13 protein-coding genes are annotated in these 14,075 nt (G+C 71.8%); 3 read left to right on the top strand and 10 right to left on the bottom strand.

Annotation, left to right across the window (positions count from 1 at the left end):
• Nucleotides 1–567 precede the first annotated feature (567 nt).
• Nucleotides 568–1,566, top strand: a complete 999-nt coding sequence (trpS, locus tag AC3IYI_RS22970) for a tryptophan--tRNA ligase (protein WP_489405545.1) — start codon at nt 568–570, stop codon at nt 1,564–1,566.
• Between the two features lie 62 nt (nt 1,567–1,628).
• Here the strand turns inward: trpS and proC are convergent, their stop codons facing one another.
• From proC to AC3IYI_RS22940, 6 genes are all read right to left on the bottom strand, one after another.
• Nucleotides 1,629–2,438: a pyrroline-5-carboxylate reductase gene (gene proC, locus AC3IYI_RS22965; protein WP_266956141.1), complete on the bottom strand. Its 810-nt coding sequence runs from the start codon at nt 2,436–2,438 to the stop codon at nt 1,629–1,631.
• 115 nt (nt 2,439–2,553) lie between these two features.
• A complete protein-coding gene (locus tag AC3IYI_RS22960) occupies nt 2,554–3,291 on the bottom strand; it encodes an ABC transporter permease (protein WP_489405544.1) in 738 nt (245 codons plus the stop codon).
• Nucleotides 3,288–4,118, bottom strand: coding sequence for an ABC transporter ATP-binding protein (locus tag AC3IYI_RS22955; protein WP_489405543.1), 831 nt, complete (start codon nt 4,116–4,118; stop codon nt 3,288–3,290). Before AC3IYI_RS22955 ends, AC3IYI_RS22960 begins: the two co-directional genes overlap by 4 nt.
• 80 nt (nt 4,119–4,198) lie before the next feature.
• Complete coding sequence (locus AC3IYI_RS22950; RefSeq protein ID WP_489405542.1) at nt 4,199–4,741, bottom strand: hypothetical protein; 543 nt, start codon at nt 4,739–4,741, stop codon at nt 4,199–4,201.
• Nucleotides 4,742–4,830: 89 nt separating this feature from the next.
• On the bottom strand, nt 4,831–5,124 hold the full coding sequence (locus AC3IYI_RS22945; protein ID WP_489411625.1) for a peptidase: 294 nt from the start codon (nt 5,122–5,124) through the stop codon (nt 4,831–4,833).
• A gap of 83 nt (nt 5,125–5,207) precedes the next feature.
• Nucleotides 5,208–5,510, bottom strand: coding sequence for an SH3 domain-containing protein (locus tag AC3IYI_RS22940; RefSeq protein ID WP_489405541.1), 303 nt, complete (start codon nt 5,508–5,510; stop codon nt 5,208–5,210).
• A gap of 105 nt (nt 5,511–5,615) precedes the next feature.
• Here AC3IYI_RS22940 and AC3IYI_RS22935 point away from each other — a divergent pair, with 105 nt between their 5' ends.
• Complete coding sequence (locus AC3IYI_RS22935; protein ID WP_489405540.1) at nt 5,616–7,733, top strand: serine/threonine-protein kinase; 2,118 nt, start codon at nt 5,616–5,618, stop codon at nt 7,731–7,733.
• Between the two features lie 86 nt (nt 7,734–7,819).
• Here the strand turns inward: AC3IYI_RS22935 and ilvD are convergent, their stop codons facing one another.
• The 4 genes from ilvD to AC3IYI_RS22915 all read right to left on the bottom strand — a co-directional run bounded on the left by ilvD (nt 7,820) and on the right by AC3IYI_RS22915 (nt 13,128).
• Nucleotides 7,820–9,673 carry a dihydroxy-acid dehydratase gene (gene ilvD / locus AC3IYI_RS22930; protein WP_489405539.1) on the bottom strand — a complete coding sequence of 618 codons (1,854 nt, stop codon included), beginning with the start codon at nt 9,671–9,673 and terminating at the stop codon, nt 7,820–7,822.
• Nucleotides 9,674–9,849: 176 nt separating this feature from the next.
• Entirely contained in the window at nt 9,850–10,503 is a 654-nt protein-coding gene (locus AC3IYI_RS22925; RefSeq protein WP_489405538.1) for a TetR/AcrR family transcriptional regulator, read from the bottom strand.
• A complete protein-coding gene (locus tag AC3IYI_RS22920; RefSeq protein ID WP_489405537.1) occupies nt 10,500–11,333 on the bottom strand; it encodes a sugar phosphate isomerase/epimerase family protein in 834 nt (277 codons plus the stop codon). The genes AC3IYI_RS22925 and AC3IYI_RS22920 overlap by 4 nt, the downstream gene beginning before the upstream one ends.
• An 847-nt stretch (nt 11,334–12,180) precedes the next feature.
• On the bottom strand, nt 12,181–13,128 hold the full coding sequence (locus AC3IYI_RS22915) for a Ppx/GppA family phosphatase (RefSeq protein ID WP_489405536.1): 948 nt from the start codon (nt 13,126–13,128) through the stop codon (nt 12,181–12,183).
• A gap of 63 nt (nt 13,129–13,191) precedes the next feature.
• Between AC3IYI_RS22915 and AC3IYI_RS22910 the strand changes: the two genes are divergently transcribed.
• Nucleotides 13,192–14,031 (top strand): DUF3109 family protein, encoded by an 840-nt coding sequence (locus AC3IYI_RS22910; RefSeq protein WP_489405535.1) that lies wholly within the window; start codon nt 13,192–13,194, stop codon nt 14,029–14,031.
• Nucleotides 14,032–14,075: the final 44 nt, after the last annotated feature.

The raw sequence follows: 14,075 nt of genomic DNA, 5'->3' as shown, positions 1-14,075 counted from the left end.
GCGAGTTCGACTCTATCAGATCCTTTCGGGCCTGACTCCCAGTCAACGGGGTTTGTCGTTCGGACTGTTGGGCCCTTGCGACGAGTGAGACAGTAGCGGATTCCTTGCCCCCGAACCTAATCGGCGGCTGCGTCCGTGGACGCGGATTCCTCATTCGCAAATACGCATGAAAACGGGACGACAAAGTGAGTCGTTCGTTCGAATGTGTGGTGCGGGATGGCTGTCCGGGGACCGACCGGGGTCGGATGCTCACTTCGGACAACTCGAAGAACCTTACGGATCCGGCACAGGTGTGTCAACTCCAGGCTGACCCGCGTCACGGAGCGCGCAAACCTGACGCCTTCCTCACCCCTCAGGGTCTAGCCTCTCCCCCATGACTACGCGTGCGCTCACGCTCGACCTTCGCTGGTGGGCCGCCTGACGGCGGCCGACCATCCACGCGAGCACGTACGCGCTCGACGGCCGCCGATCTCGGCGGCCGTTTCTGTTTCTCCCCTCCCGGGAGTGGCTCGGTCGCCCGACGCGGTGGCGTCGACGCCCACACCGACACGAGCAGGGAGCAGGGACATGACGAGGATCTTCAGTGGGGTCAAGCCGACGGGGCATCTGACGCTGGGGAACTACCTGGGGGCCGTACGGCAGTGGGTCGCCGCCGAGCAGGAGCCCGACGAGGCGCTGTTCTGCGTGGTCGATCTGCACGCCTTGACCGTCGAGCACGATCCGGCCCGGGTGCGCCGGCTCAGTCGGCAGGCGGCGACGCTGTTGCTCGCCGCCGGGCTGACTCCGGAGAAGTGCACGCTGTTCGTGCAGAGCCACGTGGACGAGCACGCCCGGCTCTCGTACCTGCTGGAGTGCACGGCTTCGGACGGGGAGCTGCGGCGGATGGTGCAGTACAAGGAGAAGGCGGCGAAGGCGCAGGGCTCGGGGGAAGGCGTGCGGTTGTCGCTGCTCACCTATCCCGTGCTGATGGCCGCCGACATTTTGGCCTACCGGACCGGTGAGGTGCCGGTCGGGGAGGACCAGCGGCAGCACGTCGAGTTGACCCGGGATCTGGCGGTGCGGTTCAACCAGCGGTACGGGTACATCTTCACCGTGCCCAAGGCCACGCATCCGGTGGTGGCGGCGCGGGTCATGGACCTGCAGGACCCGCGGTCGAAGATGGGGAAGTCGGGCGACACGGGGCCCGGGGTGGTGTTCATCCTCGACGAGCCCGAGGTGGTGCGGAAGAAGGTGATGCGGGCCGTGACGGATAGCGGAAACGGTGGGGTCGTCTACGACCCGGCCGCGCGTCCCGGGGTCGCGAACCTGCTGGACATCCTCGCCGCCTGCACCGGGGGTGAGCCGGCCGCGCTCGCCGACGGGTACACCGGGTACGGGGCGCTGAAGCGGGACGTGGCCGACGCCGTCGTCGAGCTGCTGCGGCCGGTCCGCGTACGGCACGCGGAGCTGGCGGCCGATCCGGGGACGGTGGAGGCGGTGCTGCGCGCGGGTGCCGGGCGGGCGCGGGCGATCGCGCGGCCCGTCGTCGATTCGGCGTACCGGGCCATCGGGCTGCTGGAGCCCTGAGGGGAGAGGGGCGGGCCGTCGTTACGGGGCTGCGCGCGCAGCCCCGTAGCGGCCGGCGGGTGTCAGCTGTTGCCGGAGGCGAGTTCGCGGCTGCGGTCGCGGGCCGCTTCGAGGGCGGCGATCAGAGCTGCTCGTACGCCGTGCTTCTCCAGCTCCACGATCGCGTTGATGGTGGTGCCGGCCGGGGAGGTGACGGCCTCGCGGAGCTTGACCGGGTGTTCGCCGCTGTCGCGGAGCATGACGGCGGCGCCGACGGCGGCCTGGACGATGAGGTCGTGGGCCTGGGCGCGGGGCAGTCCGAGGAGGATGCCGGCGTCGGTCATGGCTTCGACGAGGTAGTAGAAGTAGGCCGGACCGGAGCCGGAGAGGGCGGTGGCCGCGTCCTGCTGGGATTCCGGGACGCGCAGGGTCTTGCCGACGCCGCCGAAGATCTCCTCGGTGTGCGCGAGGTGCGCGGCGGTGGCGTGGCTGCCGGCCGAGATGACGGACATGGCCTCGTCGACGAGGGCGGGGGTGTTCGTCATGACGCGGACGACGGGGGTGCCCTGGGCGAGGCGCTCCTCGAAGAAGGAGGTCGGGATGCCGGCCGCGCCGCTGATGACCAGGCGGTCGGCGGGGACGTGCGGGGCGAGCTCTTCGAGGAGCTTGCCCATGTCCTGCGGCTTCACGGTGAGGATGAGGGTGTCGGCGCGCTTGGCGGCCTCGGCGTTGGTGACGGCCTCGACGCCGTAACGGGTGCGCAGCTCCTCGGCGCGTTCCGGGCGGCGGGCCGTGACGAGGAGTTTGGAGGCGGGCCAGCCGCCGCGGATCATCCCGCTGAGCAGGGCCTCACCGATCTTGCCGGTACCGAGGACTGCGACTGTCTGGGTCATGCCCGATTCACCTCGCCGAACTGTTCGTGCACGCATGCATGGTTTGCGTCCTCATCCTTGCACCCGTGCAAGGAACTGCGGCGGGCTGTCCGGACTGCGGTCGGGCCACTTCGGCTCAGGGCGTCCGGCGGCGGAGGGTGGCGGCGCCGAGGGTGAGGACCAGGAGGGCGCATCCGGCGACGATGACGGCGTCGCGGACGAACTCGGCGGTCATGTCGGTGTGGGTGAGGACCTGGCTCATGCCGTCGACGGCGTAGGACATGGGCAGGACGTTCGAGATCGCTTCGAGGACCGGCTGCATGGTGTCGCGGGCGGCGAAGAGGCCGCACAGCAGGAGCTGGGGGAAGATCACGGCCGGCATGAACTGGACGGCCTGGAACTCCGACGCCGCGAAGGCGGAGACGAAGAGGCCGAGCGCGGTGCCGAGCAGGGCGTCGAGGAGGGCGACGAGCAGGAGCAGCCACGGGGAGCCGATGACGTCGAGGCCGAGGACCCAGAGGGCGACGCCGGTGGCGAGCAGGGACTGGACGACCGCCATGGCGCCGAAGGCGAGGGCGTAGCCGCCGATGAGGTCGCCCTTGCCGAGCGGCATGGCGAGGAGGCGTTCGAGGGTGCCCGAGGTGCGTTCGCGCAGGGTCGCGATGGAGGTGATCAGGAACATCGTGATGAGGGGGAAGATCCCGAGGAGGGACGCGCCGATGCTGTTGAAGGTCCGCGGGTCGCCGTCGAAGACGTAGCGGAGCAGGACCAGCATCAGTACGGGGACCAGCAGCATCAGCGCGATGGAGCGCGGGTCGTGGCGGAGCTGGCGCAGGACGCGGGCGGCGGTGGCGGTGGTGCGGGCTGTGCTCATCGGGTGCTCCCGTGGGGGGCCGGGGTGGTGGTGGCGTCAGCGGAGCTGGCTTCGGCGCCGGCTTCGGCGTTGGCGGCGTCGACGAGGTGGAGGAAGCCCTCTTCGACGGTCTCGGTGTGGGTGCGGGTGCGCAGTGCCTCCGGGGTGTCCTGCGCGAGGATGCGGCCCTCGCGCATGAGGAGGAGGTCGTGGCAGCGCTCGGCTTCGTCCATGACGTGGGAGGAGACGAGCAGGGTGGCGCCGCGGGTGGTGGTGATCTCGTGGAAGAGGTTCCACAGGTCGCGGCGCAGGACCGGGTCGAGGCCGACGGTCGGCTCGTCGAGGACCAGGAGCTCGGGGCTGCCGAGCAGGGCGACCGCGAGGGAGACCCTGCTGCGCTGGCCGCCGGAGAGGTTTCCGGCGAGGGCGGTGGTGTGGGTGGTGAGGTCGACGTCGGCGATGGCCCGGGTGACGGTCTCGCGGCGGCGCTCGGCGGCGGCGCGGCCAGGGTCGAGGATCGCGGCGAAGTAGTCGAGGTTCTGCCGGACGGTGAGGTCGTCGTAGACGGAGGGCGCCTGCGTGACGTAGCCGATGCGGGAGCGGAGCTCGGGGTGGCCGGCGGGTCGGCCGAGGACGTCGAGGGTGCCGGTGACGTGGGCCTGGGTGCCGACGACGGCGCGCATCAGGGTGGACTTTCCGCAGCCGGAGGGGCCGAGGAGGCCGGTGATGCGGCCGGTGGGGACGTCGAAGGAGAGGGCGTCGAGGACGGTGCGGGGGCTGCGGCCGGTGCCTCGGCGGACGGTGAGGCCGTCGGCGTGGACGGCGGCGGCCGCTCGGTTATTCATCATGTGATGAATAATGCTCCCGGCTGTGCCCGGGCGCAAGGCTGGGGGGGCTGCGGCCTATGCAGCGGAGCCTGTGGCTGGGGCTACTTCTTGCGCTTGGGGCGGCGGGCGGCCGGGTTGCCGGTACGGGAACCGCGCCGGCGGGTGAACTCGGCCGAGGCGCGCTCGTACTCGGTGCGGCGTAGCTTCTCGCCGGGGGCCTCGACGAAGCAGCGTAGGAAGTACGCGATGAGGCTGCCGATGAAACCGATCGCCTTCAGGCCCTTGAGGGCGGTCTCGTCGGAGGACGGGGCCGGCCGGCGGCTGAAGGACTCCCAGGTCTTGACGAAGGCGATGGAGCTGGCGATCGCGAAGAGGATGACGACCGAGATGCTGAGGAAGGCGCCGACGTTGCCGATCTCCAGGCCCTCGTAGGAGAAGCGGAGCAGGAAGGCGCTGAGGACGGCGAGGGTCAGCGCGATGAGGGCCGCGCCGACGCGGCGTGCGCCGTAGCCGCCGTCGTGGTTCACCCAAGTCGTGCCGAAGAACCGGAGCGGCTCGGGCTCGGGGCCGGTGGGCACCGCGGGCTGCGCCTGGGCCTCGGCGGCCGGCTCGGCGGGGGTCTGGTCTCGCTGGTCGTCGCTCACACCAGCGATTATCCCCCGCCGGGCGGGCGGGACCCGGGGTGTCTCACGGGGCGGGCCAATGGGATGGCCCGGATGGGCGCGGGCGGGCCTCAGCCGCAGCGGCTGGTGATGTAGCCGTCGCTGCCGGTCTTCACGTACGCGTCGGAGATGAACTCGCCGTTGGCGATGTTGTCCCAGATGGACGTCGTGCCGTACGGGCCGCTGATGGTCGTCCCCTCGCACTGGCAGCGGATGCCGACGGACGCGCCGAGCGGCAGGACCCGGGTGACCGAGTAATTGGTGCCGGGACCGCTGCGGACGTTCACCCGGTAGCCGGGTGCGACCGGGAACGTCGGGAATCCCGAGCCCCCTGTGGCGGCTGCCTCGCTCGCCCCCGCGAGCATGAGCGCGGGGACCGCGGCGATCACGGAGCTGCCCAGACCGAGCATGCGGCGTCGACTGATCATTTCTCTCCCCCTCGGTGTGGTCAGGCGCAGCGGGTGGCGACGTAGCCGTCGGTGCCCGTCTTCACGTAGGCGTCGGCGACGAACTCGCCGTTGCCGATGCAGTCCCAGATGTTCGAGGTGCCGTAGGGGCCCGAGACGGTCGTTCCCTCGCACTGGCAGCGAATCGAGACGGACGCGCCGAGCGGCAGGACCCGGATGACCCCGTAGTTCGTACCGGGACCTCTGCGGACGTTCACGCGGTATCCGGGCGCGACCGGGAACGTCGGGAAACCCGACCCCGAGGTCAGGCTGTCGACTTGGCTTGAATCGCTCTCAATGGACATGCGGAAACTCCCCCTTGGATGGCGCCCTGCGGAACTCGCGCAGGGTAGCAGGACCTTGGAGATTCGCACGGACCATCGATTAGGCTCCGGCGGGGGTGGTGAGCGGTGCGTTCAGCGCGGACGGACTACGCGGGTTTTCCGGAGTACGCCGGGCAGTACCGGCTTGAGTCCGTGCTCGGTTCCGGCGGCATGGGCGTCGTCCACCTGGCCACCTCCGAGTCGGGGCTGAAACTCGCCGTCAAGATCGTGCATCCGCAGCACGCCGTGGACCCGGAGTTCCGGGCGCGGTTCCGGCAGGAGGTCGCGGCCGCGCGGCGGGTGAGCGGAGCGTTCACCGCGCCCGTCGTCGACGCCGATCCCGATGCCGAACGGCCCTGGATGGCCACGCTGTTCATCGATGCACCGACGCTCTCCGAGCGGGTACGGGACCAGGTGCTCGAGGCACGGGAACTGGCGCGGCTCGCCGCCGGGCTGGCGGAGGCGCTGAGGGACATCCACCGGGCGGGGGTCGTGCACCGGGACCTGAAGCCCAGCAACGTGCTGATGGCCCCGGACGGGGTGCGGGTCATCGACTTCGGGATCTCGCGGCCGGCGGACAGCGATCTGCGCACCGAGACGGGCAAGCTGATCGGGACCCCGCCGTTCATGGCGCCGGAGCAGTTCCAGCGGCCGCGGGAGGTGGGTACCGCGGCCGATGTGTTCGCCCTGGGTGCGGTGCTCGTGTACGCGGCGACCGGGCGGGGGCCGTTCGACTCCGACAGCCATTACCTCGTGGCATACCAGGTGGTGCACAGCGAGCCCGACCTGACCGGCCTGCCGGAGCGGCTCGCGCCGCTGGTCGCGCAGTGCCTGGCCAAGGATCCTGCGGAGCGGCCGAGCGCGGACGCGCTGATCGTGGCGCTGCGGGCGGTGGCGTACCCGACGGATCTGGACACTCAGGCCTTCATCCCGCGGCCGAGGCAACCCGTGCCCGACGAGGAGGCCACGCACCGGCGGGAGCGGATCGCCACCCCGGCCGAGTCCCCGGAACGCAGACGGCGGACCCGCGTGGCCGTCGCGGCGGGGGTCGGTCTGCTGCTGGCGGGCGGGTCAGTAGGCGGCTACCTGTGGTCCGCGCCCGGCATCAAGCCTACGAAACAGGCCGCCGCCCCGGCGGTACCCGCGCCGCATCGGGTCCTGCCGTGGTCAGTGCCCCTGGGCGCATACGGCGCGGCATGCTCCTGGCAGGCCCCGGCCCTGTACTGCTCGGGGCCCGAGTCGGCCGCGATGCGGCTCAGCCCCAAGGACGGCTCGACGCTGTGGTCCGTACGGGCGGCCGTCCCGGACTCCCGGCCCGCTTCCGACAGTGCGCCGCTGCACGGGGGTGGGCTGGTCCTCGCGGTGGCACCGGGAAGCAAGAGCGAACTGCTCCGGGCCCTGGATCCGGCGACGGGCGCGGAGCGCTGGAAGCGGACCCTGCCAAGTGGCGCGCTCGCGTTGTCCTCAGGCGGCCATGTGCTGATCACGGCGGTGGACGGAACCGTCACCGCGCTGGATTCCGCGACCGGCACCCCGCGGTGGACGAAGAAGATCGGCGGGGCCGGTTCCGAGTGGTGGAGCGGCCCCGGGGAGTCGGGGGAGCCCGCCGCGCTGTACGTGTCGACGCCCGACAAGGACGGCAGAGCAACACGGTTCTCGGCGGTGGACCCGGCGACCGGGGCGCCCCGCTGGCAGGTCCGGTCTCCGGGGATGCTCCATCCCGTGGGGTCGGCGGGCGGCGGAATGTACCTGCTGGACAGCGACGTAGGGGCCAGGACGGACGCGGTCGTACGGGTGGACCTGGCCACGCGTGCCGTACGGCGGGTGCGGCTGGCCTCGCCGCTGTACGAGGCCCAGGCGACGGTGGGGCCGGACGGGGTCGTGTACGCGTTCGGGGCCTCGGGCGCGCTGGCGGCGATCGGCGCGACCAAGGAGGAGTGGCGACTGGAGACGGGCGTGGCGGTGGCCTCCCGGCCCGTGTTCGCCGACGGCCGGGTCTATCTGAGTGCCTCCGACGGGCGACTGCTCGCCGTCGACGCGGGGACGGGGCGGCTGCTGGGGCAGACCAAGCCCCGGATGGGCTCCGGGAAGGGCACCTTCGCGGCGAGTCTGCCCGCGCCCGTCGTCGGGGACGGGCGGGTGTACGCGTCGGCGCCGGACGGGAGCGTGTTCGCGGTGGCGGCAGGGGATCCCGCGGGATGGTGACACCGGGGGGCCTCGGCCCGTAGGGGTGGAACGCCGACGGCCCCGTCCGAGGGTGTCGGACGGGGCCGGGGCCGGCGGGTGCGGGGTCAGCGCTCCAGGAGGCTGACGTCGCGGACGGCGCCCTTGTCGGCGCTGGTGGCCATCGCCGCGTAGGCGCGCAGGGCCGCGGAGACCTTGCGCTCGCGGTTCTTCGGGGCATAAACGCCGCCCAGGGCCTCGTGGCGGGCGGCCAGCGTGGCCTCGTCGACGAGGAGCTCGATGGAGCGGTTCGGGATGTCGATGCGGATGCGGTCGCCGTCCTCGACGACCGCGATGGAGCCGCCCGAGGCCGCCTCCGGGGAGGCGTGGCCGATGGACAGGCCCGAGGTGCCGCCGGAGAAGCGGCCGTCCGTGACCAGGGCGCAGACCTTGCCGAGGCCGCGGCCCTTGAGGAAGGACGTCGGGTAGAGCATCTCCTGCATGCCGGGACCGCCGCGCGGGCCCTCGTAGCGGATGACGACCACGTCGCCGGCCTTGATCTCCTTGCGGAGGATCTTGTCGACGGCCTCGTCCTGCGATTCGCAGACGACGGCCGGGCCCTCGAAGGTCCAGATCGACTCGTCGACACCGGCGGTCTTCACGACGCAGCCGTCGAGCGCGATGTTGCCGCGCAGGACGGCGAGGCCGCCGTCCTTGGAGTAGGCGTGCTGGACGGAGCGGATGCAGCCGCCCTCGGCGTCGAGGTCGAGGGTGTCCCAGCGCTCGGACTGGGAGAAGGCGGAGGCGGAGCGCTGGCAGCCGGGGCCCGCGTGCCACAGCTCCATGACCTCGTCCGGGGCCGTGCCGGAGCGGGCGTCCCACTTCGCGAGCCACTCCTCCAGGTTGGCGGAGTGGACCGTGGTGACGTCCTTGTTCAGCAGACCGCCGCGGTGCAGCTCGCCGAGCAGGGCGGGGATGCCGCCGGCCCGGTGGATGTCCTCCATGTAGTACGTGCCGCCGGGCGCCACGTTCGGCGCGACCTTGGCGAGGCACGGGACCCGGCGGGAGATCTCGTCGATGTCCGTGAGGTCGTACTTCAGACCGGCTTCCTGCGCGGCGGCGAGGAGGTGCAGGATCGTGTTGGTGGAGCCGCCCATGGCGATGTCGAGGGCCATGGCGTTCTCGAAGGCCTGGCGGGTCGCGATGTTGCGGGGCAGGACCGACTCGTCGTCCTGCTCGTAGTAGCGCTTGGTGATCTCGACGATCGTGCGGCCGGCGTCCTCGTACAGGGCGCGGCGGGCGGTGTGCGTCGCGAGGACCGAGCCGTTGCCGGGGAGGGCCAGGCCGATGGCCTCGGCGAGGCAGTTCATCGAGTTGGCGGTGAACATGCCGGAACAGCTGCCGCAGGTGGGACAGGCGTTCTCTTCGATGCGCAGGACGTCTTCGTCGGAGACGCTGTCGTTGGAGGCGTCCACCATCGCGTCGATCAGGTCGAGCTTGCGGACGGTGCCGTCGACGAGGGTGGCCTGACCGGCCTCCATCGGGCCGCCGGAGACGAAGACGACCGGGATGTTGAGGCGCATGGCGGCCATCAGCATGCCGGGGGTGATCTTGTCGCAGTTGGAGATGCAGATCAGCGCGTCCGCGCAGTGCGCCTCGACCATGTACTCGACCGAGTCCGCGATCAGGTCGCGGGAGGGAAGGGAGTACAGCATGCCGCCGTGGCCCATGGCGATGCCGTCGTCGACCGCGATGGTGTTGAACTCGCGGGGGACGGCGCCGGCGGCCAGGATCGCGTCGGAGACGATGCGGCCGACCGGGGCCAGGTGGGTGTGGCCCGGGACGAACTCGGTGAAGGAGTTGGCGACCGCGATGATCGGCTTCCCGATGTCCGCGCTCGCTACGCCCGAGGCGCGCATCAGGGCACGTGCGCCTGCCATGTTGCGGCCGTGGGTGACGGTGCGGGACCTCAGCTCGGGCATCGGGTTCTCTCCCCATGTGTGCGGTGGCGCGAACGCCGGCCGCGACTGTGGATATGGCTCGGTTACGAGGCTACGCCCCCTGCCCGGGATCCGGACGCGCTGTCCGGATCCCGGGACGGGTGGCTCAGTAATTGGGCATGGGTGCGCAGGCTACCGGGGTGCGCGCACGGGTGCCGTCATTCCTCGGTGAGGTAACGCTGGAGGGTGGGGGCCACCAGCTCGATGATGGTCTCCGGGTCCGCCGACGCGAGGGGCTCGACCTGGACGACGTAGCGCAGGATCGCGATGCCGACCATGTGGGAGGCGGCGAGCTCGGCGCGGAAGGTCGGGTCGGGGACGTTGAGGTCGGCCGCGATCCGCTCCAGCAGGCGGTGCATGATCAGCCGCCGGAGCACCTTCGCGGCGGCCTCGTGGGTGAGGGCCGAGCGGATCACGGCGAGCAGCGGGGTCCGGGTGACCGGGTTCTCCCAGACGCCCAGGAAATAGCGGGCCAGGCGCTCGCCGATGCCGTCGGGGCCCGCGCCGAGGATCTTGGGGAGGACGAGGGCGGGCTCCATGCTGAGCTCGATCGCGGCGGCGAAGAGGTCGTCCTTGCTGCCGAAGTAGTGGTGCACCAGGGCCGGGTCCACGCCGGCGGCCTTGGCGATCCCGCGGACGGAGGTCTTGTCGTAGCCGCGCGCGGCGAACTCGGCGCGGGCCGCGAGGCGGATGCGCTCCTGGGTGCCGGGGCCTTCGTCGGCCTCGTCCTGGCGGGGGCGGCCGGGGCCGCGGCGGGGCTTCGCCGGGGCGGGGGCTTGGGCCGGTGTGGGGTCCGGCAGGGGCTCGGTCACGGGTGCGGGGTTCCGGGTACCGGGCTGGGGGCGGTCGCGAGGTGGAGGCGGGTGAAGGCCAGGGCCTCGGCGAGGTCGGCCTCGCGCTCGGCGGAGGACATCGCGCGGCGGGTGTTGACCTCGATGACGACGTGCCCGTCGAAGGAGGTGGCGGCGAGCCGCTCCAGCAGCTCGGCGCAGGGCTGGGTGCCGCGGCCGGGGACGAGGTGCTCGTCCTTCGCGGAACCGTTTCCGTCGGCGAGGTGGATGTGGGCGAGACGGTCGCCCATCCGGTCGATCATCGCGGTCGCGTCGGTGCGGGCGGTCGCGGTGTGGGAGAGGTCGACCGTGAAGTGGCGGTAGTCGTCCTTGGTGACGTCCCACTCGGGCGCGTACGCGAGCACCTCGCGGTCGCGGTAGCGCCAGGGGTACATGTTCTCGACGGCGAAGCGGACGTCGGTCTCGTCCGCCATCCGCCAGATCCCGGTCACGAAGTCGCGGGAGTACTGGCGCTGCCAGCGGAACGGGGGATGCACGACGACCGTGCTCGCGCCGAGCTTCTCGGCTGCCGCCTGGGCGCGCTGGAGTTTGGTCCACGGGTCGGTGGACCAGACGCGCTGCGTGATGAGGAGGCAGGGGGCGTGGATCGCCAGGATCTGGACCTGGTGGTGGTCGGAGAGGCGGCGCAGGGCGTCGATGTCCTGGCTGACCGGGTCCGTCCAGACCATGACCTCGACGCCGTCGTAGCCGAGGCGCGCGGCGATCTCGAAGGCGGTCGCCGTTGACTCCGGGTAGACGGAGGCGGTGGAGAGGGCGACTTTCGCGGTCGGGATCCGGACTGGTTCTGCCACGGGGACAGGGTATCGGGGTCGTGGTGGGGTCGGGCCCGCGTTGGTGGGCGGGGCCACGGGGCGGGGTCCTGCGCAGCCCTGGTCTGCCGTGGCCCCGGGGCCACGGGCCGCCGCCCTACGCAGCCCTGGCCCGACTGGGCCCTGGGGCACCGGGGTGGGTTGCCCTGCGCGGCCTTGGCCTGGCGGGCTGGACCCTGGGGCAGCGCCCCAGGGATGGGCCCTGCGGGGCGAAGTCCCCTACCCGCCCTTCCACCGTTCCCCGGGCACTGCCCGGACCCGCGCCTCAAACGCCAGCGAGGCTGGGGAACACCACCGGGCTCCGCCCGAACCCGGCCCTCAACCGCCGTACGGGCTGGGAAGGGGGCCCCAGGCTGCGCCCGGACCCCTGGGGCTCCGCCCCAGACCCCGGTCCTCAAACGCCGGACGGCTGAAAAGCCCCAGACCCGGCGCCTCAAACGCCGGACGGCTGGATTGGCGCGGGCGGGCTGGAACGCCCCGGACCCCGCACCGCGAACACCGGACGGCGAAAGGGATCCCGCCGGACGGCTGAGAAGCCCACCCGTCGGCGGGGCTGGGGGTCGGCCCGGGACGGGGACGGGGGCGGGGTGGGGTGTTGGCCTGGACGTAAAGCGTGATTTGTGGCGCAGGTACACCCCGCACCCTGTCGGAGCAGAGCAGAGGGCGCCTAAATCATGCAGTCCAGGCCGACACCCCACCCCGCCCCCGGCACCGGCCCACCCACGCAGCCACAGCCCACGCCGGCCACAACCCAGCCCCGCCGGCGTTTGAGGCGCAGGGGCCCGGGGACCGGTCCCCGGCAACGGCGCCGCACGAGGCAAGGCGTGTGTCACACCCCGACGGGGGTGGACCTCCCGAGGTGGTCCAGGCGGCGGAGGATGACGCCTTCGCGAAGGGCCCAGGGGCAGACTTCCAGGGAGTCCACGCCGAAGAGATCCATCGCGCCCTCCGCGACCAGCGCTCCGGCGAGGAGCTGGTTGGAGCGGCCCTCGGAGACGCCGGGGAGGGCGGAGCGCTGGGCAGTGGTCATCGCCGCCAGCCTGGGGACCCACTCCTCCAGGGACTTACGAGTCAGGTCCCGCTGGATGTATAGGCCTTCCGCGGAGCGGGCCGCGCCCGCGATCCGGGCCAGCTGTTTGAAGGTCTTCGACGTGGCCACCACCCGGTCCGGCGCGCCGAAGCGGCTGAACTCGCCGACCGTGCGGGCGATCTGGGCCCGTACGTGACGGCGCAGGGCCCGGACGTCCGCCTGGTCCGGCGGGTCGCCCGGGAGCCAGCCCGCCGTCAGGCGGCCAGCGCCCAGGGGGAGCGAGACGGCCGCGTCCGGGTCCTCGTCTATGCCGTACGCGATCTCCAGCGAGCCCCCGCCGATGTCGAGGAGCAGGAGCTTGCCCGACGACCAGCCGAACCAGCGCCGCGCCGCGAGGAACGTCAGGCGGGCCTCGTCGTCGCCGCTGAGGACGGGGAGGTCCACACCCGTCTCCGCCTTGACCCGGGCGAGGACCTCGTCGGCGTTCGTGGCCTCCCGTACCGCGCTCGTCGCGAAGGGGAGCACGTCCTCGCAGCCCTTGTCCTCGGCGGCCTGCACCGCGTCCCCGATGACGGAAATCAGCCGCTCGACGCCCTCGGGCGTCACCGCGCCGTGTTCGTCGAGCAGCTCCGCCAGCCGCAGCTCCACCTTGTGCGAGTGCGCGGGCAGCGGGCGCGCACCGGGGTGCGCGTCCACCACCAGCAGATGGATCGTGTTCGAACCCACATCAAGGACACCGAGTCTCATGAGGGGAAACGCTACTGGTCCAAACGCGTAGGGGTGGAGTAAGGGGCGCTTAGGCTGGGGTTTGTGCCAAATACGAAGAAGGCCAACAAGTCCAAGATCAAGGCCGGCAAGGCCGCCAAGCCCGCCAAGCGCGCGAAGGCGGACGAGCCGACGGACGAGAAGGGGCTCGACTTTCCGCGGGCCTGGGTGGAGTTCCCGGACCCCGCCGACGAGGAGCAGGTCTTCCGCTGTGACCTGACCTGGCTCACTTCCCGCTGGACCTGCATCTTCGGCAGTGGCTGCCAGGGCATCCAGGCGGGCCGTGCGGACGACGGCTGCTGCACGCTCGGCGCGCACTTCTCCGACGAGGACGACGAGAAGCGGGTCGCCGAGAACGTGGCGCGGCTGACGCCGGAGCTGTGGCAGTTCCACGACGTCGGCAGCGAGACCGGCTGGACGCAGCACGACGACGACGGGGAGAAGCAGACCCGCCGCTGGGACGGTGCCTGCATCTTCCTGAACCGGCCCGGTTTCCCGGCGGGGGCCGGCTGTTCCCTGCACATCCTGGCGATCAAGAGCGGCCAGGAGCCGCTGGAGACCAAGCCGGACGTGTGCTGGCAGCTCCCCATCCGGCGGACCTACGACTGGATCGACCGGCCCGACGACACCCGCGTCCTGCAGGTGACGATCGGCGAGTACGACCGGCGCGGCTGGGGTCCGGGCGGCCACGACCTGCACTGGTGGTGCACCTCGGCCACGTCCGCGCACGGCGCCGGCAAGCCGGTGTACGTGTCGTACCGCGCCGAGCTGACGGAGCTGATGGGCAAGGAGGGGTACGAGGAGCTCGTACGGCTCTGCGAGGCGCGGCTCGCCTCCCTGCTGCCGATGGCCCCGCACCCGGCCGATCCCGACCCCGCGGCGTAGGCAGTGGGCCGAGCCCGAAGGCCGTAGACCGTAAGCCGTAGGCC

This window comes from Streptomyces sp. GL_148, from assembly GCF_057834205.1.
The sequence above is the reverse complement of the archived record's forward strand: the minus strand, read 5'-3'. Positions and strand labels throughout refer to the sequence as shown.